This is a genomic window from uncultured Roseobacter sp. (genome assembly GCF_947495275.1).
In the GTDB taxonomy this organism is placed as follows: Bacteria; Pseudomonadota; Alphaproteobacteria; order Rhodobacterales; family Rhodobacteraceae; genus Roseobacter.
In genome coordinates this window covers 37,653-61,607 of sequence record NZ_CANLYL010000004.1, presented here as the reverse complement: position 1 = coordinate 61,607, position 23,955 = coordinate 37,653, and the positions used below count along the sequence as shown (strand labels likewise).

Below are 23,955 nucleotides of genomic sequence, written 5' to 3'. Positions count from 1 at the left end.
AAAGTCTCATGGGAAAGCGCATCGCAAGAATTGCTTCATACTTGGCGGTTTCGACAGCCTTGCTGGTTGGCGTGCTCTTGGTCAGCTTTCGCCTTGCTGCGGCACAGCGAGAAACCGAAGGGCTGGCCGATAGTCTGCCGCCCTTCGGAGAACTGATCGAGACGCGAGAGGGCAGGATTTTCACTATTGAGAAGGGCAAGCCGGATGATCCGGCAGTTCTTTTTGCCCACGGGACGGCAGCTTGGTCAGGTCTGTGGATGCCAACTCTGAGCGCCATTTGGTTGCAGGGCTATCGCACCATCGCCTTTGATATGCCCCCCTTCGGGTTTTCCAAACATGCCACAGACCTCGACTACAGCAGACCTCGGCAAGCGGAACGGGTGATCGCGCTTTTGCAATCGCTGGATACAAAGCCCATCATGGTGGCGCATTCTGTTGGTGCGGGCCCGGTTACAGAGGCGGTCATGGCGCGCCCCGATCTTGTCTCCGGATTGATCATCGTTGACGGGGCATTGGCGCTGAACGGACACCTCACGCCCAACGAGGTCCCGGTTTTTCTACGCCCCAAAACGATACGCTCTGCGCTTGTATCAGCAACGGCGACAAACCCGATGCTGACCAAGCGTTTCCTGCAGAATTTCATGTTTGTGAAGGATGTCGCGACCCCGGACGTCGTCGCAACCTTGCAACGGCCCATGAAGCGTCTGGGCTATACAGAAGCGGTAGCGGCCTGGGTGCCGCAACTGTTTGTGCCCCCGCAGAACGCCGCGAGTACCCGTCCTGAAAACTGGCAGGCTCTTGCCGTACCATTGGCATTCATTTGGGGCGACCGCGACACGGTCACGCCACTCTCGCAGGCTCAGGCGCTGCAAAAGCTGGTGCCTGGATCGCAGCTGATCGTCTTGTCAGACGTCGGCCATATTCCGCAACTGGAGAACCCCGGCAAGTTTCAGAATGCCCTGTTGGATGCGCTGGAGCATGTTAAAAGATGAATTGAGCGGGCACAGAAAGACCAAGGTATGAACAATCTCACGCGAAGAACTCTCTTGCTTGGTGCGGGTGGCGTTGCCGGGTGGACGGCGTCCGCCATGTTTCGCGCGCATCTGCCCGTTTACGATGGCACCCGAGGGGTCGCATCAGCGCCGCCGGGCGACGTGCTCAATGATGCCAGCGAACTGTCAGCCACACCGGTCCACAAGCACATTATCCTGACCCAGGACCCGGGCGACGCACTCGTAGATGCGGTGCGCGCAGAAATGAAAGAAGCCGGTGCCGCCGGGCGCCCCTTCAACATCGGGGCCGCGCGCCATTCTATGGGCGGGCACGCCATTCCACGGGACGGGCACGCCATCACCTTTGACAACGGCAGCGTCGATCCTGACACTGGCAATGGCACTTTCAAGGTTCACGCGGGCGCCAGGTGGTCGCAGGTCATCGCGACATTGGACCCTTTAGGTTTCTCTCCCAAGGTCATGCAATCAAACAATGATTTTGGTGTCGCATCGACATTTTGTGTGAATGCGCACGGTTGGCCGGTGCCTTTTGGTCCCATGGGCGCGACGGTCAGATCCATTCGAATGGTGTTGCCATCAGGCGAGCTTGTCACATGCTCCCCCACCGAAAACAGCGCGCTTTTCGCACACGCCATGGGCGGTTACGGATTGATCGGGGCGCTTGTCGATCTTGAGGTTGAAATGGCCAAAAACACCCGGCTGACGCCAAGCTTTGAGGTCATGCCTGCGACCGCTTTCGCCTCTGCTTTCGAGACAGCGGTGCAAGACCCGGCCGTGACGATGGCCTATGGCCGACTGAATGTCGAGCGCGGCGCTTTTTTCGATGAGGCCCTATTGATCACCTACCGCGAAACACCTGATCAATCCGACCTGCCCGCCGCCTCCGGGTCTGGGGCCATGTCGCAGATCGCCAGCCGTGTTTATCGCGGGCAGTTGGGCAACGAGCGGATGAAGAAATTCCGCTGGTGGAGTGAGACCGTCGCCTTTCCCTCCCTTGGCGGGGGCGAGGTGACGCGCAACAGCCTAATCAATGAACCCGTTGTCACCCTCGACGACGGTGACCCGGCCCGGGTTGACATTCTGCATGAATATTTCGTCGGTTTTGATCGTTTCAACGAATTCCTGATCGCCTGTCAGGAGGTGATCCCCGCCTCATATCAGGAGTTCCTGAACATCACTCTGCGTTTTGTGAATACCGATGCCCAAAGCACGCTGTCTTATGCGCCCGTTCCCCGCATTGCCGCCGTGATGTCATTCAGCCAGGAGCTCACGGCGCGCGGCGAAGCGGATATGCAACGTATGACACGTGAACTGATTGACCGGGTTGCAGAGATCGGTGGGGCTTATTACCTACCTTACCGACCGCATCCGACACGTGATCAGCTGGTCAAAACCTACCCGGCGGCACCTGCCTTTGCCGCCGCAAAGCGCGAGATCGATCCCGATCTGCTCCTGCGCAACAACTTTTGGGACACCTATCTGGAAAGCCTATGACCCTTCTGCAAAAAATTGCCATTGGTTATTTCGTGGCCCTGATGATTGCGGCGTCAATCAACTACATTCCCGGTCTGACCGATGAGGATGGCCTCGCCTTTGGCATTTTCGCTCTGGACCTTTACGATGACGCGCTGCATGTGGCGTCCGCCCTCTGGGCACTTGTCTCTGGCCTGATATCGCAAAGAGCTTCGCGCACCTTCCTGATCCTCTTTGGGGCGGCCTATCTGGGCGACGGGGTTTTCGGTTTCTTCACCGGTTACGGATTTCTCGATCTGGGAATTTTCACCAACGCCTCCCTGGGCCTCGATTTCTCGCTGGGCCGGATTCTGGCCAATCTGCCGCATCTGGCATTGGGCGGATTTGGATTATGGGCGGGGCTGAAGGTTGAGCGTTCCGCATGAGGTTCTTTTGGCGCTGGCTTAAAAGACTGATCATCGCAGGTTTTCTGCTTGTCCTGCTGCTCTTGTCGCCAATCCTTTACGTGGAAACCATGTGTCACGGGGATGAGGAGGCCGAAGGCTACACGGCCCTTTTGCCTGCCGAACACCACAGATCGGAAGCCCGCACGTTGATGACCTACCCCGAATGGCACATCGTGCATGCCTATGATGACTATGCGCAGGTGATCGCGACCGGTGATCCTCACAACTTTGGCTATCTGCGTAGCATCGTGGGTTATTGGCAATCGCTCTGCGCTTTGACCGAAACCGCGAACCGCCACGGCGGCGTTGACGGCGAGACCAAGCAGCTTGTCTATGTCATTGGCGTCAGCTTCTCGCTCGAATTGCTTCTCAAGGCAGCCTATGAGGAAACCATCGGTCGGGCCAGCGCGCTCCTTCGGGGCAGTGACCGCGCGCCACTGGATGATCTTTCTGCCCGGCAAGCGGCTGATTACGCGCAGTTCCTGCAGCAGACGCCCTGGTACAAGTGGGATTTCACAAAAGCCGCCGAAGCCCTTGACGCCCAGCCTACGACCGTCTTCCGAGACCGCGAACGAAAACGCGCGCTGGGTATCGAATATGGAGGCAAAGCAGTCTATGCCAAGGCCATCGCCGCCGCCGTTGCATCAACGGGTACGGATGAGCTGACCCTGCGCATGGTTGTGGACGGCCTCGGGACGGTCACGTCAGATGACATCAAAATCATCAAAGCGGGTGTCACGGGCACTGAAATCGAGGTGCCGCGATACCGCAAACTGACAAAACTGTTGCAATCAATGGCTGCAGATGGCGTGAATTTCATCGAGATCGCAGGGAATGACGACATTCTATTCACTGCCATCGGCAACGCACCTGAGCATCCAGAAGCCATTCACAGTTTCGCCCGACAAGGGTACGGCGATTATCGGCATCTGATCCTGCTCAAAGTGAGCGATCTGGCGGAAAGGCTGCGTCAGTTGCCTCAATCTGGTCTGACGCTGGAACATATCCATGACTATTAGGACCATCCTGATTGCCCTCCCGACGCTTTTTGCGGGCTGGATCGCCGTTCTGGTCTTTGTAGGGTTGATGACAGATGCCGCACCTGCATCGGTCGTCCTTTTCCCCAGCCAGTCATTTCTAGCGAACCTGCCGTCCGACGTGAGCATCATTGGGTCGTCGCGCGTAAGCGTGACGCTGGTTTCAGACCAACCGAAGTTTGCCGGTGCTCTCTACGGCAGCGGCGCATGGGTGGTTCTGCCCGCAGGCTTGCCCGGGTGCTTGCCCTTGCCAAAGAATGCGCATCCATCCACAGCTGGCTAGGGTGCCGGGTGGTGGCTTCTTTGATGCATTCATGCCATGGCATCGCAAATAGTACTTTATCTTGGCTGCAAGATCGACAGGAGACACCGAAGGGTCTCGGCGATATGATCGGTCGAACATCCATCAGAAGCGGGGCTTCAAAATGAAAATCGGGCAACTGGATCATGTGAATTTGCGTACCAATCAATTGGACAAGATGGTGACGTGGTACAGGGAAATTCTGGGGCTTAAGGACGGCCCGCGCCCTGACTTTCCCTTTCCGGGCGCCTGGATGTATGCGGGACCTACGGCTGCTGTTCATCTCGTCGCTGCCGGTGGAGACGAAAGCGTGGGTTCCGAGAGTGATCTGAAACTTGAGCACTTCGCCTTTTCAGCCACAGGATCAGCGGAGTTCGTCGCGCGCCTTCAGGAGCATGGCGAGAAGTTTCATCGCAATGAACTGGCCTCGATCAATATCGTGCAGTTCAATATCTGGGATCCGGACGGCAATCACATTCACGTCGATTTTCCGTTGGATGAATAACCTAGGGCGATAACTCAAAGATCGTGGCGTAAACGAGCCTTTCTTCGACAATCCGGCGCTGGCCGACGCGTATGCCACGGCTGCCACCAATCGTCTGATCGGTATAGTAGCGCTCGAATTCCCGCAGCATCAGCCTGCCGGGTCGACGACCGGTATCTGGCAGCGTCGCTTCAGGGTTCCAGATCGGTGGATCAATGAGGTCGGTCAGCGTGCCCAGCGCGCCGATGTTACGTGCAAGCTCCGCATTCAACGTGACCGATCCGCTAGAGCGGGTGGCAATCGTGCGGGATGCGCGTGCGGCCACCGCAGGGCGTCCAAAAATACCGCCGGGGTTGAAACCCGGCGTGACAGTAAACCCACCGCCTGACCCGCTGACAACGGCGCTTTCCAGCGTTTTTTCATCACGCCATGCCATGTCGCTGTCGATCTCAGGATCACGGGTTTGCAATACCAGCTCGAAGCGATTGCGCCCGGTATCGAAAGGACCGTCCGCCGGGGACATTCCGACCAACGGGGATTCCACGTTGAACTTCATCGGGCCCCCAACAGGCACCGGCCCGTATACGCGTATGCCCACGGTATCACCGTCGCGACTGAAAACCGCGCGCCTGCGCGGCAGGACCTGCGCAAATTCCGCCGTAACGACCTTGGAAATTTTCTGCCCCGGCAGCGCATTGGGTTGATATCGGACGACGGCCAACCGCACAAACGGCATGTAGGACGCCCCTGGGTTCAGCTCGACATCGCAATACCAAAGCCTGCGCTCGGCATCCCAATGCACCCGATGTCCCACAATCATGACGGATGCATCATCGGGGAATTCCTGCAGTCTCGCGTGCTCACTATGCACACGGGCGCTGAAATCGGTGCTGCGAGCACGGGATTTCGACACAGCCGTCTCCCATATCGGGTCGAGCCCCCATTGCGTCACGTGGGTCTGCATCTTGTCAGGGATATCCGTGAAACGCCCGTTTTCCGCGTGCAACACAACGCCCAGCAGCTCCCCATCACCCGACGAGAACCAGGGCCTGTCCAGCCAGATGCGCAAACCGTTGCCCAGCCGGGTGATATCGGCACCCTTGGGGGTCTCCTGGTTGCGCCAGCGGAACGTCGGCACCACGTAAAGAACCCGGGGGTCGTCAGGGGGCTCACTGGCCGGCACCACCTTGAAACTCCTGTCAGCGCCAGATTGCCTGAGCACGGGCGCACCGGCATCATCCGGCGCACCGGTGACCACCGCATCGCCAACCGGGACAGGACCGAGGCGCGTCACAAGCTCGGGTTTCGCATAGAGCGACGGCGGCAAATACTCCCGGAACCGGGTTGAAGCAAGCAACTGATAAGAGATCAGCCGGAACTTCGTATCGCCAAACTCATGCACATCGCCGCGGGCGCGGGGTCGCTGAGGATCCACATCCTGCGCCGACACAACCGCCCCCAGAGGGAATACATTTTCATGATTTTCAGTGAGATGAATTTCCGAAAGCTGCCCTTTGCGCCAGACACGTTCCGGCGCCTCCTTGTTCAGATCGTCAACCCATTCATGCCATTCGGCCTGTATCTCGAATTTGCCCGTGGTTGGACCATGCAGCCTGATCTGGCGGCAAATGATCCGCGCGGATTGCGCGCCGACTTCGCGCTGAATGCCAGGTTTGATCAATTGCGGCAGGCAGATCGGCTGCTGCGTTGCATGAACAAGGGTCAACGCCCGGAAAGGCGTCAGCATCCAGTGGCACCCAAGAAGCCCCATGTCGCGCACAAAATCGGGATCGACCGTGTCGCGCGCCCACTCCACAATGCCAAATGAATCTATGTGATCAGAATGTGCAAAGCTGGAATACCTCAACCGCGCAATTCTGCCTTTGGGCAGAAACAGCGTCAGGACCCGTTTTTCATCATCCCACTGCGGTTCTCCGTCATCAGGGAATTCTTCCTTGCAGGGCAATTCGGTCAGCGCCGCTGTACGTTCGGCCAGAACGATGCGAAACCCAAGGCTGTCAGGCCAGGGCTTGGCATGGCTGATGATCATCACCAGCTCGCCGTTGGGCGCTTTGAGAACAACGCAGCCGGGCCCAATGGCCCCAGGCGCGGAAACGCCGGGAATATTCTCTCCCGGCATCCCGCGCAGGGCTACGCCCGCGGCGGCCCCATCCGGCAAATATGGCGGGATGATCTGCGCTTCGCGGTGGATCACGTATTGACCGGGCGCGATCCTCTCTCCGACCGGATTATCCGGGCTGGGTAATGCAGGTGGCACGTCTTCGGTCTTTGCGATGCCTTCCAGATTTTTCGGCGTCACCAGTTCGACGGTCGCCCCCGGCCCTGAATCGTAAAGCGTGCCGTCCTCGCGTGCCGCGATTTCATAGCCTTTCTTGATGTCATCCCATGCGCCGAAGAACGGATCAAAAAGCCCATGTGTTTCGCATTGCTGCTGGGATGATTTCGGCGGAACCACATGGCGTTCATTCTGCGCGGTATACTCGAAATCCGCCGAAGGATCTTCTGCGATGGCTGTGCTGAAATCCGGTGTGGACAGATATTGCTGCGGGGTCGCGTCAAAATTCGACCGGATCACCATGCGCTCCAGAGATTCGCCTTCCGAGAGATGCGCCCGCCCCATGAGGGCGGGCGGGTCCACCGGTTCGAACCGCCAATAACCAACAGCATCACTCGCCTGTTCCAGCGGGTCCAGCGTCGGGTCGTGCAGAGCAAGGCTGTTGCCCGCCACATCCACATATCGTGCGCGTAGCCGGTAGAGCTGGCCAAAGCGCAGTTTTGGCAAACTGCCCTTTTGCACCCGGTAGGTGACAGCAAGATTATTGCCTTTTTCGGCCTTGTCCGTAACGTCGGAGGGGGTTTCCGTCTGTAGCTGCGTGCCTTCGACGGTCCCGGATCTGATCGTCCTGCCAGGACGGGGTGCCGAAAGGCTCCAGCCGGTCCAGCGAAAGAGGGATTCGTGCAGATAGTGATCATCAGGGTTTGCGCTATCCGATTCCGATCGGGTCGTGGAGGCTCCGGAAACATGGCCCTCATCCGCGCCAAGCTCGAAGGTCTGGCCGGAGGAAATGACCTCATAGGTCCCCACCCGCGCATTCAGACTGAACCAGTCACCCGCAGCATCTTCCTTGGGAACAGCCGCCACATCGACCCGGAAGCCCCGCATGAGGTCTTCGGCAAAAAAGACAACATCCTGCGCGTTGCCAGCCTCAACGGCCTGATTTTTCTGGGCCGCGGCGGCAGCGTCAAGCGCTACTTTTTCCGCTCGCCCATGTTGCGAAACCCCCAGGCCTCCGGTGCGGAGCGCGGCAACGGGCTGTCTGTCGCCGGTGGTATATGTCACCTGACCGTCCGGTCGCAGCACATCGAGGTGTTTGGCAACGAGGTTCTGGGTGGAAAGCGTGAAGTCGACGGTTTTCAGCGCCGCCCCATCCGGGTCCACCTGGTAGATGTCGAAGAGCCCGTCATGCTCTTTGTTCACCACCCCCCAGCCATCATCGCTGTGCTCCAACCGCAGCAGGCCACGGTCCAGATCATCACTGCGTGGCCGGGGCACAAACCGCTCGTCATCAAGGTAGAAAGCCGTACGCGGATAGCCATCCGCACTGTCGTCGCGACCATCCGCCCAATTCACGGCAAGCGCCATGTTCCCCAGAACAGGAGATCCGCCCGAAACCAGCAGACCATCAGGATCCTCCACGGCGAAATCAACAACCAGACCAAGCGCCCGCTGCAGTTGCGGATAGCTGCCATAAGAGGCGGCAATGCGGTGGAAATCATACTCCGGCACCTCCGGCGGTGCAGGCAGGTTTTCGAATTTCGGAAAGCGCATTTTGCGCTCTTCTTCAGAGGCGATTTCACGGCTGTAAAAGCGGTTGGCCTGATACATGGTGTACTCGGCCTGACTGCTGAAATTGTCCATCAGCGCAGCGTCAGGCTTTGCAACCAGTGGTCCCGACGGGCCGCCAGGCCGCGGATCATACCAGTCAGGCGGTAGGGCGCGCTGCGGCGCGGAGCTTCCGGTTGATGGCAATTGCCCCTCTTCCGCACCGACCTGCGGCACATCGAGCTTGTAAACGCTGCGTATGCCAAAGACTTGGCCGTTTATGCGTTCCTCGGTCTGGTTGTCCTCGCCGCCGAAAAATCGCGAAAAGCCCGGCAGCGCAACTTCGATCATGCGATCATTGAACGGGACAAGACGGGTGCGCGTTCCCGCATCCGACAACATGTCCTTGAGATTCGGGTGCGCATTTTTCCACGGCAGGAGGGTCGGATGGTTTGACCCTGATTGCTCTGCCAGGCGGGTGTAGTGCTTGCGCAGATACCCCAACATGTTGCGCACCGGGAAGGAGCGCAGATTCTTGTCGCTCATATCCATGAACTCGAACCCCGCCACCGGCGTTTCCGGACCAAAAAGCGTTTTCCAAAGATCGCTATCCGGCTCCGACAATCGACGCATTTCCAATGTGCCCGCCGCAATACGCAGACCAAAACGGGCCTGTGCCAGCTCCGCCGGCCAATCCAGAAATCCCGGGAAAGCGGTCAGGCTCTGCTCATCAGCAGCTTCGGGGGTCAGGCGCGGGCTGAGAATGGCGGAGACACGCAGTTTGCCCTCATGCTCTTCACCCTCGGGCACCCGACCGTTCGGTGTGACGGTCCAAAGGAGCGTTCGTTTTGCCATGTCTCACTCCTTTCGTTTACGCAAATGCCTCGATGTGGTCGCGCCAGGCATATTCAACATCTTCGCTGTCAATGATGTCCAACTCCTGCGCCAGCGGCAGTTCCGGTTGCAGCCCCAGCATCTGGCGCAAGTTCGGATCGCCATTGGAACCGGCGAACTTGCGTTCGCAGGAAACCGTCACGCTGCCGGAGAAGATGAAAACGGAAATCTCGATGGTCAAAGAGGCCTTGCCCACGCATTTGCCAGACTGGAATTCGTAACGAAGCTCCAGATAAAGCTCCAGCGAGGCGGTAATCAGCCCCAAGACGTCCACGTGACCTGCGAGACGGAAATACCCCGTCAAAGAGGCTTCATCCTGTTCCATCCGGAAATAGATGCCTGCCATGACCGACACGCCACCAGAGGCGACGCCGAGATCAATAGAGATCGACGCGCCAAACTCGAAGGACGCCTCCAATATCTGCACGCCGTTGGGATCAATGGTGATCCCGAAGAACCCACCGCCACCGAACATATAGACCGTCAGCAGGAAGGGTTGTTCGCGCGTACAGAAATTGAACCGCACAGAAAGTGGCTGACCGATGAAGGGCACCGTGAACCCGGCCCCGAGGCTCAGGTTCTGGATATTCAGGATGCCGCAGGTGATGCCCGGTAAAGCGATGGAGAAACCTGCATCAATTCCCTGCGGCGTGATGTCGAGGAAGGGTGGATCGCTGAAACCGTCCAGCGGGATAAGGTCGCGCAGCGTTTCGACGAAGCTCAGAACGCCAACGAACTTGATGTCCGTGAATTGTACATCCACATCCATCTTGGCCGCGCTGTCGATGCGGAATTCGATCTTTTCAAAAATCAGCTCGATGAAGCTCGCGGGCGCGATCAGAACCAGATCGAAGTGCTTCAACCCGCAGGTGACGGAAATTTTTGGCGAGGCACTGCCGTCTTTTTTGACTTTGGCCTCGACGGCCACGGAAAACCCCTTGGGATCATTGGCGCGGAAAATCGGGTCACTGGCCGGGAAACTGCCGATTTTCGGGTTCCAGTCAAAGCGAATGGTCAACTCGTCGCCGGTCAGCATTTCAACCAGTTCAAGCAGATCGGTGGCGACACCGAAAGCCTCCTGAACCAGTTGCAGCCCGTCCAAAATAGCCGTTTTCGGTGCCCCGTTCAGCAGTTGGATGTCTGCAAGGGCGGGTTTGAAATCTCCGATTGCGGTCTCAACCGTCCCAACTCGTGCGGCCAGCTCACCTGGGTCTTCAAAAAGCGTGCCCAGAACTTCCGGCTGGCCCACGATGGCATCCAGTGCATCGAACAGGTCTTTGCCCGTTGCAACCAAAGCAGGCAGTTTCTGAAGGTCCAGAAGGAAGGCATCAATGGTCTGCGCGGTCGATAGTAGTTGCTGCCGAAACCCCGCTGGCAATGAAACCCCGCCGACCTGAGCATTTGCCGCATCCTGCAAGTCTTCGATTGCGCTGCGGGCCTGCGATACCGCGGTCAGGACATCTGTGAAATCCGGTGCTGGCTGCCCGGTCTGAAGGGTTGCGCCCAGCAACGCCCCGATTTCGGTCGCAACGGCCTCGACCTGCGTTTTTGCATCATCTATTGCCGTTTCGATGGCGGCCGCCTGCGCCGCGGCCAGTCCAAGCGTCTGCTGGATGTGATCTTCCAGTGTTGACAGGAATGTGGTCAGGGCGGCATTCGCGATGCTCGCGGGCTGCGACGCGATTTCCGTCGCCAGTGTGATCAGGCGCACCAGCGCATTTATGAAGCTCTCGATCTGAGTCGAGGCTTCGGTGCCGAATTTTGGCACCTGTTCCGGCGTGTCGGTCAGATCAGAGACCAGTTCGATGATCTTGTTGAGGGGTATGCAGCCAAAGATCAGAGGTAGTGGCAGATCGCTGATGGACTCCGGAAAGCCGCCCCCCGGCGGGACCATCCCGTCGGCCGCAAATTTCTGGACATCCCCCATGATGGGACCTGCCAGACGCGACAGGGCCTGCGGTTCCAGATTAGGCTGCACGAAACCACCCGACCGATCTGCCTGCGCAGAGAAATCCAGCTTGGCCATGTTGAAGGTTTTCTCAACCTTGGCAAAGACCTCGCCCTTCTGGTTAAACCCGTGTTCCAGGTAATGTGGATGATATGTCAGCCTGTTCGAGGCATTTGACCCGGTCAGATGCGACAAAGCGCCGATGCGGACGTCCATTCCCGTAATCACCGGCACAAATGGCGCGCGTTCAAGCTCATTCGACGCATTGCGCAGATCGGAATTGAACTCCTCGGCAAAGCCGCCGAAATCCATCTCTTCGACCTCTACGGAGGTGTCCCCGGATTTCAGACTACTGGCCAGGGCGACGCGCTGGCGCTTGATCGAAACGGTCTTGCGATCGCCCTCCAAGCGAAAGACTTCGGTGGCGCGGTGCGCGTTGATTTCAGCTCTGTGGTAATCCGGGCCGCGTTTACCGTTTTCATCAAAATGGAACGGTGTGGCGAAGGTGTTGTCCATGAAAATCATTGGAATTTCAAAGGCTACGCGGCGACCGTCCAGATCGGTTCCGACACATTGGAACTTGTAGGGCTCCTCCAGAACGGACGGCCAGAAAAACTGCTGCAATTTCCCGTCTATGTCAGAGTCCTGTGGATCATCAAGATTGGGCGTTCGCTCTGTCAGCAACTCGACCTTTGCGAAGGGAAATTTCAACGGCAGGTTGGTCTTGCCATCGTTGCTCCGTAAATCCGCTTCTCCATAGTAGCGCACGCGTTCGCGCGGCACGATGAACATGCGCTGGCGCAGATAGGCCGTGTTCCCCGCGATCTGTTCGATCTGAGGCACATTTTCGTCGTTCCGCGCGCCGTTATGGAACTTTCGCTCGGTCACTTTCACCAATGAGACGTGAAAATTAAGCGGGCAAAGGCACCCGTTATAAACCACCTTCACATAGTGATCCCGGGCCATGCTGGCGCGATGCACCCACTCCTGAACGGAAAATCCACCGGGCGGATCCCAGGTGCCCCTGCTATCCAGCCAGCCGCCAAGCGCGGTCATCATCATCAGGTTGGTGTCGATCGGGTTTGGTGTTCCCAACGAGAAATTCGACGATTCATGGGCGATCTGAATCCGGTCGAAATCGTCCATGGGCATGCGGAAGGGCGCGAGACTGGGTTCCAAATCCGGTATCTCGGTCGCGTTTGATGTCATCGCCTCGTTGGAGGCTTCCCCCGTCTTGGCCCAGATTGCCCGCACCGTACGTGCCTTGTCTGCCGCCGGTGGTTCAATCGCCTTTCCGTCCTCGTCCGGTGCCACCAGACGCGAGTGCCATAGTTCGGTGTGATTGGTCGCCGTCGACGTGACAGGCTGGGTGGCATGACGCCAGCGCGTGTCCTTGTGCGGCGACAGGATCAACCGCCAGGGGATTTCTATGGCCGTTGTCGTGGAATTGGGTTTGGCAGGTTTCGGCGGTATTTGCAGAATCCCGGGGATGCGAAACCCGGGTTTTAGGCGCGAGACGTCGGTAAACCCGGTGCCACCGCCAATCTGGCGCCTCATAAGGGTCGCATTACCGGGATCGGTGGCCGCGATACGCATGCTGGCGGCAGCAAAGTTGGACAAGGCGGCACGGCGAATTGGATTGAGAGACGCCACGACATTGGCCTGCAATAAGGCTTCCACAATCGGGAAACGGCGGCGTATTTGGCGGGCTCTGGCGTTTGCCGCCACCTTTGGTTCAAGCGACTGAACTGCCGTCAGGATACCATCGAGCGTATAGGGAATGACCACGTCATCCGGTACCTTGAAGACCAGCCTGGATTCGTCGGCGATACGCGCATTTGCCGTGCGGCCAAAGGGGGGCGGTACGGTGGCACTTGGTGCCCCGGGCGCATCAATCTCGGGTTTCGGGTCCAGCGTGGGGTCGTCAATTGTTTCTTCCATGCCGGGCCGACTGGCCTCAAAAAAAGTTTCTTCGGTGATCGCCTGAGGTGGAAAATGCAGGATCAGTAGCGCAGCACCGCTGCCGGTTTTACGCAAAACCGGCGGACTGCCCGATTTGACGCGCAGATTGCGCATTTCAATTCTGAGAGCCAGAAGATCCGTAGGGCGAACGACAGGCGTTCCGCGGCGTCGTGTCTCAAAAAGATTGCCCACAAAATCGATCGGACGCGGCACAAAGACACCGCGATCTGGAAAATTCCGACCTATCGAGAGATCCCGGCCGACAGAAACACGCCGACGGGATCGTGGAAAACCCCCGACAGAGCCGCCACGAGTTGGGCGACGTACCATGATAAATTCCTAAGAAAAGCATTCCCTTAATACTTGAAAATCCGAGTCGCACCGACCCTCCAACGCTTTTGTCGGCGAAAAATGGCCGATGAATTGGCGAACCCGGACAAATTATGCCATCAACGTTAGCGCCAATTGTGGCCTCTCAGAAACAAAGAATTTTATTATTATTCTGATACTTATATAGGTTTATTAATCTACTTCGCTCCCTCGCCAATCGGCCACCGATGCTAGATATGATGCGGACTCAACGTGCACACGCTGTAGTGATTGGACTGCGCTTTCTGTCATTTTTGAGTGGTCATCCTCGCGCGAAAAACGATACCGAACGCGATGTTGATTGCGCGCCGGTTATCATTGTGACGCCAAATTTGGGAACCGAGGCGGAAAAACGTACACAAATGGCGGCCTAGAAGAAACCGACTGCTCTGGCTCAGGACGATGCGCCCACCGCCACAAGGTGGTTGTCGAAAGCCAGGTTGTACTGAGCAACTTTGGTAAACCCATGAGCCTCGACACGTTGCACCCCGCCCAAGCCATCCGTCGCCAGCCCGCCCCAACGTGCCGGAGCAACGCCGCAAACATCGCCACGCCAAAGATCCAGCGTCTCGTCGGTTTTGACGTTGATGCGTTGCATCAGCCCCCCGCGTGGAAAGGTCACGGCCATATGTTCCGTTCCCAGCACCGCGACACTGCCTGCATAGCCGTCCAGCCCGCGCAGAGTCTGATCCGACATGGGGGCCAGTTGCAGCCCGTCTTCTGGGGCGTAGACACCCGCTATTGACGGCGCAGCAAAAGGATCGCCCTGCCATTGAAAGGCACAAGCCACGCGGCCATCAGGGAAAGCTGCAATGTGGCGCAGCGAGTTTTGATGCAATTCCGCGGGCAGCACGGCAGTGTCGCGCACGCGCCCCTCTGCATCCATGAGGGTCAGGTTTGGCTGCATAGTATCGACGTTCAGTTTGTCGCGCCCGGATGCCGGATGGGTTCGGATACCGCCATTGGCAATCGCCAGAATGTCCGAATTGGGCAAGCGAATGATCTCATGCGGGCCGATACCGTTAGAGGACAGATCTGCAATGCGGCGATATCCGTCAGCGGCATCCCAGACACCAATCCGCCCTGCCCCTGTGTCTATGTCGTTTTCGGTGGTGAACAATGTCTTGCCGTCACGCGAAAACGCACCGTGCCCGTAGAAATGCCGCCCCGCTGGCGCTTGAATCCTGTGTTGCGAAATTCCCGTTGCGCAGTCCAGCACGACCGCAAAAACCCCGGGTCTGCGTGCGAAGGCGACGGCTTGGGAGAGAGAGGGATGGGCTGCGGCGGCGTGCCCACGATCCGGCAATGGCACCGAGAATGCCAGGCTCCCATCGGCGCGCAACCCGCACAAAATGTAGGCCCCCTCTGGGGTGCGCGCAGCGCTCAGATGCGTGGGGTTGCCGACGTCCGCCCAAAGAGGCCCTGACAAGGTCGCGGCAGCCAATGCCCCACTGATCACTTTGCGTCGTGAGGGCATCTTAATCTCCATCAAGAGAGTTAAACCCCGCGCTGATGCCCAGCGCACGCCCCACATCTTCGGCCATGACGACCTGCAAATCGCGTACCGCGCGTTGCAGGACCTCAATTTTCAAACGTTTCGCCGGGTCTGAAACGCCAGCGAACGCCGGGTCATCAAGCACTTCGGCGCGCTCAATCGCGGCATCGAAGGCCTTGTTGATGCGCTCCAGAGGAACATCCGCAAAGGCATTTGTCATCGCCTTGAGGGAACTCAGATTGAGCAGGACATGTCGCGCACTCCGCTCTGACCGGCGCGCCTCAGCCCGGTTGGGCCGGGGCCGGTCAAAGGTTCCCAAAGGGCGCCCCAGACGTTGGTCGTGCAGAAACTCCAGCGCCGTTGAAATGGAGGTGTAGGCCGCTCGTTCTGCATCCTCTGCACCCGGGAAAACCGTATTTCCAGCCGCCCCTGCGGAGACCAGCACCGCACCGTATTCGTCGCGCCACTCCTTTGAAACATCAGAGGCCGTTTGGGCAAGATGACGCGCGATGGCCCGTGTGAAACTGCAGGCGTAGTCGGGATCAGGCTGTGGCTCTGTCAGCAGCCGCTCCAATGCCGTAAACCCCTGGGCGGCAACAGATACTTGCGAAAATGCGGCCGCGTCGGTAACCGCCTCATCCCGGGCGGATGTCAGTCGCGCCATCGCCTTACCCACCCGGTCCTTTGGATCAGGCCAAAAGGCGATGGACAGGGCTGCATCCTGCGTTTCAACGGGACCGAAGCGCACATGGTCAATGCGGACCCATGTATCATAGGCATCGTGATAAGCTGGCAGGACCGAGCCTGGCATGCAATCGCCGGTAGCCGCAGCCCTCAGGTGATCCGTCGCTTCTGCAAAAGCGGCGTATCGGGGCAGGATGTGATCGTCACGCAGGGCTTCGAGATCCGCCGAAGCAGGCATTCCGATCGCGCAAATAACGCAGGCAAGGGTCAAACAACGCATCACAGGCTCTCCAGAAATCGAACAAGCGCTGCACGGTCCGCTTTGGGCATCTCGATCACGCGGGTCTTGGCCGCTTCCGCCTCGCCCCCATGCCACAGGATCGCTTCGAGCAAACTGCGCGCGCGGCCGTCATGCAGAAAGTAGCTATGCCCGGAAACCTGCTGCGTCAAACCGATCCCCCAAAGCGGTGGGGTCCGCCATTCCTGTCCGGTCGCCCGTGCCTCTGGCCTGTTGTCCGCCAATCCGGGGCCCATGTCGTGCAGCAACATGTCGGTATAAGGCCAGATCAACTGAAAACTCTGTTCGGGCTGATCGTCGAGACGGTGTGTGACGTGTTTGGGTGTGTGACACGCAGTGCAGCCGGTCTCATAGAAAACCTGTTTGCCCCGCAGCACCTGCTTGTCGTCCACATCCCGCCGACCCGGCACTCCAAGGTTGGCGGAATAAAACGACACCAGTTCCAACCCGACATCGGAAATCTCTGAATTGTCATGATCCGGCGTATTCCCATCGGGTGCTGCGCGGCACAGCACCTGCGCTTCGGTACAATCGCCATAGCCCTGCGGATGAAGCGATGACGAAATCCCGATGTCACCATGAAAGGCACCGGCCGATTGTTCCCACACGCTGGGCTGCCCGGCCTTCACACCAAAACGGCCCAGCATCGGTTGATCATATACCGTCGACCAAACGATATTGGGTCGCCCGGAGATTCCATCGCCATCGCGATCATCCGGGTCCGCAAGGGCGAGGATATCCGAAGCAGGTATCGCATCCAGCAACCCCAGCCCGATCATCTGGGGTGCCACGCGTGCGCTTAACATCACCTGCGGATCAAGAGGCCCGTAGCCCAGATCGGCCAACTCATAAGCCGGCGTTCTCAGTGAGGCGAATTCGCCCTCTGACAACGCGATGGAGGCCTCGCTATAGGACACGATAATGCGTGCTTCGGCAGGATGGCCCGCCACACCAAAATCCTGGACCTGCCCGCCATAGGTTGGGTCAGGCCCCGTGGCGATATAAGCGTCAATTTCGGCAATCGCCCGGCTTTCATCCGGGACCGACAAGCGCACCAGCATCGACACCGCCGTGTCGTCTGGCCCTTCCGGCGGATGGCCACGCCCATCTTTCAGATGACAACGCTGGCAGGAACGCGCGTTATAGAGCGGGCCCAACCCATCAGAGGCCAGCGTGGAAGACGGCGATGACACCCAGAGTTTCCGAAAGAGCCCGTTCCCGACCTTGAAATCCAGCTCTCGTTCAAACGAGATATTGCCGGAAGGCTGGCTGAAGGCATCGGCGGTCTTTGTCGGGCGCACGGTCGCCGCCCCACCCGAATTCGCTTCGAATTTTTCCGCCGTTGTAAAATCGTGCGTCGGTGCCACGATCGCAGCAATACGCGCACGCTCACTTTCAGTGCGCGGCACCACGGGCAAATGAAGGTCCTGAAGATCGGCGGCCCGCAGGGGGGATGTCAAAAAAACCGCGCTTATGAGGCACAGTTTACGCACGATCTGTTCATGGGTCATTGATCTCTCCGTAATACTTTATAAGTATACTCAGGAATTACGAATGGCGAGTCTGTCGCCGACCATTTTTATCGGGTGAACCGCGACATGGTGTCCCTCTCGAAACTCTCAGTTTCACCGCCACGCAGGCAACCTCGCAACGAGGCTGCGCCCGCAATTGATCCGGGCTTGCGAGAGCTTGTTACCCATCTACGCCTCGTCGCGCTTGAGTGCCGCACAGCGGCGCGTGCTGATCTCTTTGAAGCCTGCGCCCTTCTCAATCTGGATGGCGAAACAGCCAAGCGTACCTTTGCGGAAACCCTGGTCAAATGCCTTGCAACAGCCGTCAGCAAACAGGTGATCTGGTATCGGCCCGGCGTGGCGGAATTGTCTTTTGACGAAGCCTGGATTCTGCGATGCGTCCAGGCGGTCCGGCAAGACGATCAAAGCTCGCTGCGATTTTTGCTAGGGTCGCGGGTCGCCCCCCCTGACCGGCGCTATATCGGGTTTCTGATCGCCCATATTTCCGAGCAATTCTGTCTGGATTAGAATTGTTCTAAAAAAGACTTGGCAAGCGCTATTGAAACACTATGTTTCGGAGACAGCCAGCCAGCGAACCGCAAGCCAGCCGACAATTCATTCGATTGAGGGAGTTTGCAAATGACTCAGACCGCCGCCGCGCTTACCACCGATGCACGCACCCAGATTGCCGACGCGTTGAACCAATCTGTTGCTGAAACCGCCGTCGCGACAATGCTGGCACAGAATTTTCACTGGAACGTGAAAGGGATGGCATTCGGGCCGCTTCACGATCTGTTCCAGAAAATCTACGAAGACCATTTTATCGCCCAGGATGATCTGGCCGAACGGGTCAGAGCCATTGACGCGCATGCAGAAGGCACATTGGCCGGTATGTTGGCGCGTTCAAAAGTGACCGAACATGATGGTCATGCCAGCGATCAGGAAATGATCCGCCTGATGATGGAGGCCCAGGTGACCCTTGCAAGCACGCTGGCGGGTGCGGGGGAACTGGCAGCGTCACACGGTGACACGCTCACCGAGGATTTGTGCATCGCACGTGGCCAGACTCACGAAAAATTCGCTTGGTTCCTGCGATCACATCTGAGCTGAACCCTAAATAAGCTTGAAAAACGCGGTCAGAGGATTTCCTCGACCGCGATTTTCCGTTTGGAGAGCTTCTTGCGATAGGCTTCATGCCAATGCTGGAACTTTCCCAACCGGTGTTGCTGAGAGGTCAGCATCTTGACGAATGCCGCCCGGTGGCTGTCCTTTTTCAAGGATTTATACAGCGATTTCTGTGCCTTGGTCATCGAACAGCCAATGCAATGGCCTTGCCGTTTATATTTGCAGACATCAATACAGGGGCTTGGAGTTTTAGGCATGAAGTGAACCTTGCAATCGCACGATTGAACTTGGGACGGCTTCGTCGAACGTCAACACGCGCCGAACGCAAAAACGGCCCGGCGCGCGCGCCACCACCCCATCAGGCGGTGGGCACAGGTTGGCGATTGGGGAACATGCCGACCTGATAGCGAAAGCCTTATTGGAAAACCGCGTTGGGATCGTCCAGACTGTCGGAACCTTCAAAGGCAATCTCATCAACGCCCAAAGCCGCGACCGCGCGTTCAATAGAGCGCGTCTGGTCGATCAACGCATCGACAGCCCCCATGATGAGCGCTTCGCCTTTTTCGTTGCCGCGTTCCAGCATCATGTCATAGGCAAAACCCGCCTCGGCAGCGGTTTTCATTTCTGACATCTCCAGCATCGTTGCATCGAGCTTGCCGCGCAATTCCGCGTCCACATCCCCATTTGCCTCGGCAACCAGCGAGGACAGGGACGCGCCCGACACGACCGTTCCGTCGATAGAGGTGTAGCTGCCCAGGTAGACATTGCGAATGCCCAAAGCATCATAGAAATGGCTGTTGTAGGTGTTATCGGAGAAACAATCATGTTCCTCTTCGGGATCGTTCAGCAAAACGCCCAGCTTCATGCGTTCACCGGCCTGCTCACCGTAGCTTAGCGAGCCCATACCGGTCAGGATCGCTGAAATCCCCGCCTTTTCATCGGCCACCAGTTCGGCACGGGCAGCACCATCGTCCTGCCATTGGGCAACCATCCATTCCAGATCGGAAACCAGCAAATCCGTCGCCGCTTTCAGGTAGTCACCGCGACGGTCGCAATTGCCGCCCGTACAGCCCTCCCCCATCGCATAATCTGTCCAGGGACGCGCACCCGCACCAGCTTCATGACCGTTGAGATCCTGCCCCCACAGCAGGAACTCAATCGCGTGATAGCCGGTAGCGACGTTGCTTTCCACTTCATCCGCTTCGTGCAATTGCCCTTCCAGCAACGCGGGTGTGATCTCGGAGGCGTCGATGGTTTCACCCGACAATTTGAAGCTTGGGTTGGCGATGACATTCAGAACGGCATATTCGTTTTCGTCGGTCGCCCCGCCGTAGGAAGGATCAACGTAGTCGATCAACCCTTCATCCAGAGGCCATGCGTTCACCTTCCCCTCCCAATCATCGACGATGGCATTACCAAAGCGGTACACTTCCGTTTGCTGATAAGGCACACGTGCGTTGATCCAGGCCTGTTTGGCTGCGGCAAGTGCGTCTGCCGATGGGGTTTCAATCAGGGCATTGACCGCCTCCTGAAGCGCTTGCGCCGTGGTCAGACTATCGGCGTATTTCGCTTGAGCGATATCGGCGTAGTTATCAAGAACAGCGGCCTTATCGGCCAAGGCGGGGCTGGCCACCAGTGCTGCGGTTCCAAGAATGGCGGAAAGTTTCAATGTCATGAATTCATGTCCTCGTGGTCGTATTGGTTTTCGTTTCAGACGCTTAGCGCGCGTCATTATGGTGTCTTGCCTCACTTGGTGAGGATCAATTTCCCCGCGCGCGTGATCCGCAAAAAATAGGTTTGGTCATCCAGCACCAGCCTGGCCTGGGTGCCATCCCCGACCATCATGCGGGCGTCATACGCGGGGGGTTGTGGATCTTCCGGCGTGGACTCGAGCGGCTTGGGGGGCGTTTGCGTCAGGATGATCATCGGGATGCCTCCGGGGATGGCGGGTTCCGGCCAGAGCCATTCCTGGCTCGGGCGACCTGAAGTCTGGTTTCGCCCCTCGAAACTGCAACTCTCCGGGGCTTGCTGAGAGCACATCGGGCGGGCTGTCAAACGCCCGCCCGACGTGAAATGGCTTTATTTCCAACCAACGTCGTTGAAGATTTTCTGTGCTTCAGCAACGTTTTTGGCGACTTTGGAAAGATCGACATCATCCGCTTTGAAAAGACCAAGCTTCGCCACAGATGGGCTTAGCGCCACACCGGCCACGGCAGGAAACTCGTCGTTTCCAGCGGAGAAATATTCCTGCGCCTGATCGCTTGCGAGGTATTCCATGAAGGCGATGGCGTTGTCCCGGTTTGGAGCATGTTTCGCAACACCGCCACCCGAAAGGTTCATATGCGCCCCTTCAGCTTCCTGAGAGGGGAACACCCATCCGATTATGTCGATTTCTGCGGACAGGTCGCTCACGTCTTTGCGCATTGCCCGCGCGAAGTAATAGGTGTTGGAGATCGACACATCACATTCACCCGATACCAGGCCACGCAGCTGGTCCGTGTCACCGCCCTGAGGATCGCGCGCGAAGTTGTCGACAACCCCCTGAGCCCAGTTCTTGGCAGCCTCAGCACCGTGGTTTTCGATCACGGCGGCGAGCAATGTCTGCGAATAGACATTTGTTGAAGACCGGTGGCAAATCTGGCCCTTATACTTGGGATCAGCAAGATCAACGTAAGTTAGCGGCGGCTCGGTCACATCATTCTTATCGTAGAAAATGATCCGAGCGCGCTGCGAGAACCCGAACCACTGGTTGTCATCATCCTGTAGTTTGCTCGGCACGCGCGCTTCCAGAACCGCGCTGTCGATAGATTGCAGGACCCCTGCGTCCTTTGCCCGCTCCAGCCGGGAGGTGTCCACGGTCAGCAGGATGTCTGCAGGGCTATTGGGTCCTTCAGCTTCCATGCGAGCGATCAATTCGTCCGCTTTGCCTTCGATACGATTGATGGTGATGCCCGTTGCTTCGGTGAAATCCGAATAGAGCCGCTCGTCGGTGTCATAGTGACGCGAAGAGTAAAGGTTGAGTTCGCCTTCTGCGGATGCGGCGATCGGGCCCAAAGCCACGGTTGCCGTTGTCAGTGTAGCGGTCAGAATTTGAGTGGTACGCGACATGCATATCCCCTGTGGAATTGATTTACTAAATTACTCAGATACTTTTTCGAAACCGAAATCAAGCTATCTGAGTGTTTTTGTCGGAAAAAAATTAATTTCCTGATTAAAACAATCAGTTTTTTGGGTGAGCGCTGCATTCGTGCTTGATAAATGCAACGCGCACGCATGGAATCGACATGACAAAATACAGTTATCCACACGAACACTTCGTGTCGAATCGCGGGGATTGCCCAATTGGACTACGTGCCTTTTGACGCGGCAAAATGACCTCGACACGTTTAAGACCGCTACCGACGCATGAGCCTCGTATTCCAAAAAAAAAGCGGCACAGGGATGCGCCGCTTTTCCTTTGGTTGAAGGTCGGTGGTCAGAGATTTTGAGCAGAAAGCTCTCCTGCCAGGTGATCCGCCTGTCGAATGGCCAGAGCCACAATGGTCAGCGTCGGGTTTTCCGCCGCCCCTGTTGTGAACTGCGAGCCGTCCGAGATGAACAGGTTCTTGATGTCGTGGGTCTGGCCCCATTTGTTCACCACCCCGTCACGCGCGTTTTCCGACATCCGGTTGGTGCCGAGGTTATGGGTGGACGGATAGGGCGGTGTCGGGAAGGTCCGAGTGGCACCCACCGCATCATAAACCGCAGCCCCCTGTTTGTAGGCGTGGTTGCGCATGGCGATGTCATTGGGGTGGTCGTCGAAATGGACATTCACCACCGGCATGCCGAACTGATCCTTGACGTCATGGTTCAGCGTCACACGGTTGGTTTCCTGCGGCATGTCCTCGCCCACGATCCACATACCGGCCATGTTTTCATACATGTCGAGCGCGGTGGTGAACTCACGCCCCCATCCGCCCGGATCGAGGAAGGCCGCCATGAACGGCAGACCCAGGGCAAGCGTTTCCAGCTCATAGCCGCCCACGAACCCGCGCGACGGATCATGTCGCGACTCGTCCTGAATGATGCCCGCCATGGTCGTGCCGCGCCACATCTTCACCGGCTTGTCGAAGACACCGTAGACCGACCCGGTCATGTGACGCATGTAGTTGCGCCCGACCTGCCCGGAACTGTTGGCCAACCCGTCAGGGTACATGGAGGTCGCTGAATTCAGCAGCATCCGGGGGCTTTCGAACGAGTTCCCCGCAACGCAGACCACACGCGCCATCTGCTTGTGCTCATTGCCGTCCGCATCTGCGTAGACAACACCGTTGACCAGCCCGTCCTCGCCGTGCTCGATCCGCAACACATGCGCCTTCTCGCGCACTTCCAGATTGCCGGTGGCCTCGCCATCGGGAATATCCGTATAGGCAGCCGACCATTTGGCCCCCCACTTGCATCCCTGAAAACAGAAACCCGTTTGCTGGCACGCCAGCCGGTCTTCGGTATCGGCACTGTTGATCGCCATGCGCCCGGTGTGGACCTCTTCATAGCCCAATGCCTTGGCCCCTGCCTCGAAGACCTTGTAGTTGTTGTTGCCGGGTAGCCCCGCATTGCCATGGGTTCGGGTGACGTTGAGCTTTTTCTCGGCCAGATCATACCAAGGCGCCATCTCGGCCCCGTCGATCGGCCAGTCCAGCAGGTTCGCGCCCTGCACGTCACCGTAGTTGGTCTTTGCTTTCCACTCGTGGTCCTGAAAACGCAACGACGCGCCCGCCCAATGGGTGGTTGTGCCGCCAACGGCTTTCACGATCCAGGCAGGCAGACCGGAAAAATCCTTTGCCACGCGCCAGTCGCCCGAGGTCGTGCGCGGGTCCAGCCAGGCCAATTGCCCAAAGCTTTCCCATTCGTCGTTGACATAGTCCTCGGGCAGATAGCGCCCGCCTGCCTCAAGCGCCACAACGCTTACGCCCTTCTGGGCCAGTTCATTTGCCAGCACGCCGCCGCCCGCGCCAGTGCCAATTACCACAACGACCGATGCGTCGTTCAGATCAAAAGGTGCAGCCATAGTTTTTATCCTCCCTGCTATGGC

General features: G+C 58.0%; 18 protein-coding genes. 8 read left to right on the top strand and 10 right to left on the bottom strand.

The features are described 5' to 3' along the window. Positions 1-8: 8 nt before the first annotated feature. The 6 genes from Q0802_RS09375 to Q0802_RS09350 all read left to right on the top strand — a co-directional run bounded on the left by Q0802_RS09375 (position 9) and on the right by Q0802_RS09350 (position 4,775). Positions 9-992 carry an alpha/beta hydrolase gene (locus Q0802_RS09375; protein ID WP_298916981.1) on the top strand — a complete coding sequence of 328 codons (984 nt, stop codon included), beginning with the start codon at positions 9-11 and terminating at the stop codon, positions 990-992. Positions 993-1,019: 27 nt separating this feature from the next. Beyond that, positions 1,020-2,507 carry an FAD-binding protein gene (locus Q0802_RS09370; RefSeq protein ID WP_298916979.1) on the top strand — a complete coding sequence of 496 codons (1,488 nt, stop codon included), beginning with the start codon at positions 1,020-1,022 and terminating at the stop codon, positions 2,505-2,507. Continuing rightward, a complete protein-coding gene (locus Q0802_RS09365) occupies positions 2,504-2,911 on the top strand; it encodes a DUF4383 domain-containing protein (RefSeq protein ID WP_298916976.1) in 408 nt (135 codons plus the stop codon). Before Q0802_RS09370 ends, Q0802_RS09365 begins: the two co-directional genes overlap by 4 nt. Further along, on the top strand, positions 2,908-3,951 hold the full coding sequence (locus Q0802_RS09360; protein WP_298916973.1) for a hypothetical protein: 1,044 nt from the start codon (positions 2,908-2,910) through the stop codon (positions 3,949-3,951). The genes Q0802_RS09365 and Q0802_RS09360 overlap by 4 nt, the downstream gene beginning before the upstream one ends. After that, positions 3,941-4,252 (top strand): hypothetical protein, encoded by a 312-nt coding sequence (locus tag Q0802_RS09355; RefSeq protein WP_298916970.1) that lies wholly within the window; start codon positions 3,941-3,943, stop codon positions 4,250-4,252. Before Q0802_RS09360 ends, Q0802_RS09355 begins: the two co-directional genes overlap by 11 nt. Before the next feature lie 142 nt (positions 4,253-4,394). Beyond that, positions 4,395-4,775: a VOC family protein gene (locus Q0802_RS09350; RefSeq protein WP_298916967.1), complete on the top strand. Its 381-nt coding sequence runs from the start codon at positions 4,395-4,397 to the stop codon at positions 4,773-4,775. A gap of 1 nt (position 4,776) precedes the next feature. On the opposite strand, the gene Q0802_RS09345 is transcribed toward Q0802_RS09350, so the two are convergent. From Q0802_RS09345 to Q0802_RS09325, 5 genes are all read right to left on the bottom strand, one after another. Continuing rightward, entirely contained in the window at positions 4,777-9,453 is a 4,677-nt protein-coding gene (locus tag Q0802_RS09345) for a hypothetical protein (protein ID WP_298916964.1), read from the bottom strand. A 16-nt stretch (positions 9,454-9,469) separates the two neighbouring features. After that, a complete protein-coding gene (locus Q0802_RS09340) occupies positions 9,470-13,732 on the bottom strand; it encodes a hypothetical protein (RefSeq protein WP_298916961.1) in 4,263 nt (1,420 codons plus the stop codon). A gap of 433 nt (positions 13,733-14,165) precedes the next feature. Continuing rightward, the gene (locus Q0802_RS09335; protein ID WP_298916958.1) at positions 14,166-15,248 is read right to left on the bottom strand and encodes a DUF1513 domain-containing protein; all 1,083 of its coding nucleotides are present in this window, start codon (positions 15,246-15,248) and stop codon (positions 14,166-14,168) included. Between the two features lies 1 nt (position 15,249). Next, complete coding sequence (locus Q0802_RS09330) at positions 15,250-16,188, bottom strand: imelysin family protein (protein WP_298916955.1); 939 nt, start codon at positions 16,186-16,188, stop codon at positions 15,250-15,252. A 41-nt stretch (positions 16,189-16,229) separates the two neighbouring features. Next, positions 16,230-17,759: a di-heme oxidoredictase family protein gene (locus Q0802_RS09325; protein ID WP_298916951.1), complete on the bottom strand. Its 1,530-nt coding sequence runs from the start codon at positions 17,757-17,759 to the stop codon at positions 16,230-16,232. An 87-nt stretch (positions 17,760-17,846) separates the two neighbouring features. Between Q0802_RS09325 and Q0802_RS09320 the strand changes: the two genes are divergently transcribed. After that, positions 17,847-18,287 carry a hypothetical protein gene (locus Q0802_RS09320; RefSeq protein ID WP_298916948.1) on the top strand — a complete coding sequence of 147 codons (441 nt, stop codon included), beginning with the start codon at positions 17,847-17,849 and terminating at the stop codon, positions 18,285-18,287. Between the two features lie 111 nt (positions 18,288-18,398). Beyond that, the gene (locus Q0802_RS09315) at positions 18,399-18,869 is read left to right on the top strand and encodes a DNA starvation/stationary phase protection protein (RefSeq protein ID WP_298916945.1); all 471 of its coding nucleotides are present in this window, start codon (positions 18,399-18,401) and stop codon (positions 18,867-18,869) included. Between the two features lie 26 nt (positions 18,870-18,895). On the opposite strand, the gene Q0802_RS09310 is transcribed toward Q0802_RS09315, so the two are convergent. The 5 genes from Q0802_RS09310 to Q0802_RS09290 all read right to left on the bottom strand — a co-directional run bounded on the left by Q0802_RS09310 (position 18,896) and on the right by Q0802_RS09290 (position 23,931). After that, on the bottom strand, positions 18,896-19,141 hold the full coding sequence (locus tag Q0802_RS09310; protein WP_298916942.1) for a DUF1289 domain-containing protein: 246 nt from the start codon (positions 19,139-19,141) through the stop codon (positions 18,896-18,898). A 158-nt stretch (positions 19,142-19,299) separates the two neighbouring features. Then, a complete protein-coding gene (locus tag Q0802_RS09305; protein WP_298916939.1) occupies positions 19,300-20,559 on the bottom strand; it encodes an imelysin family protein in 1,260 nt (419 codons plus the stop codon). 71 nt (positions 20,560-20,630) lie between these two features. Continuing rightward, on the bottom strand, positions 20,631-20,810 hold the full coding sequence (locus Q0802_RS09300; protein ID WP_298916936.1) for a hemin uptake protein HemP: 180 nt from the start codon (positions 20,808-20,810) through the stop codon (positions 20,631-20,633). 153 nt (positions 20,811-20,963) lie between these two features. Continuing rightward, entirely contained in the window at positions 20,964-21,992 is a 1,029-nt protein-coding gene (locus Q0802_RS09295) for a Fe(3+) ABC transporter substrate-binding protein (RefSeq protein ID WP_298916933.1), read from the bottom strand. 367 nt (positions 21,993-22,359) lie between these two features. Further along, positions 22,360-23,931 carry a GMC family oxidoreductase gene (locus Q0802_RS09290; protein WP_298916930.1) on the bottom strand — a complete coding sequence of 524 codons (1,572 nt, stop codon included), beginning with the start codon at positions 23,929-23,931 and terminating at the stop codon, positions 22,360-22,362. Positions 23,932-23,955: the final 24 nt, after the last annotated feature.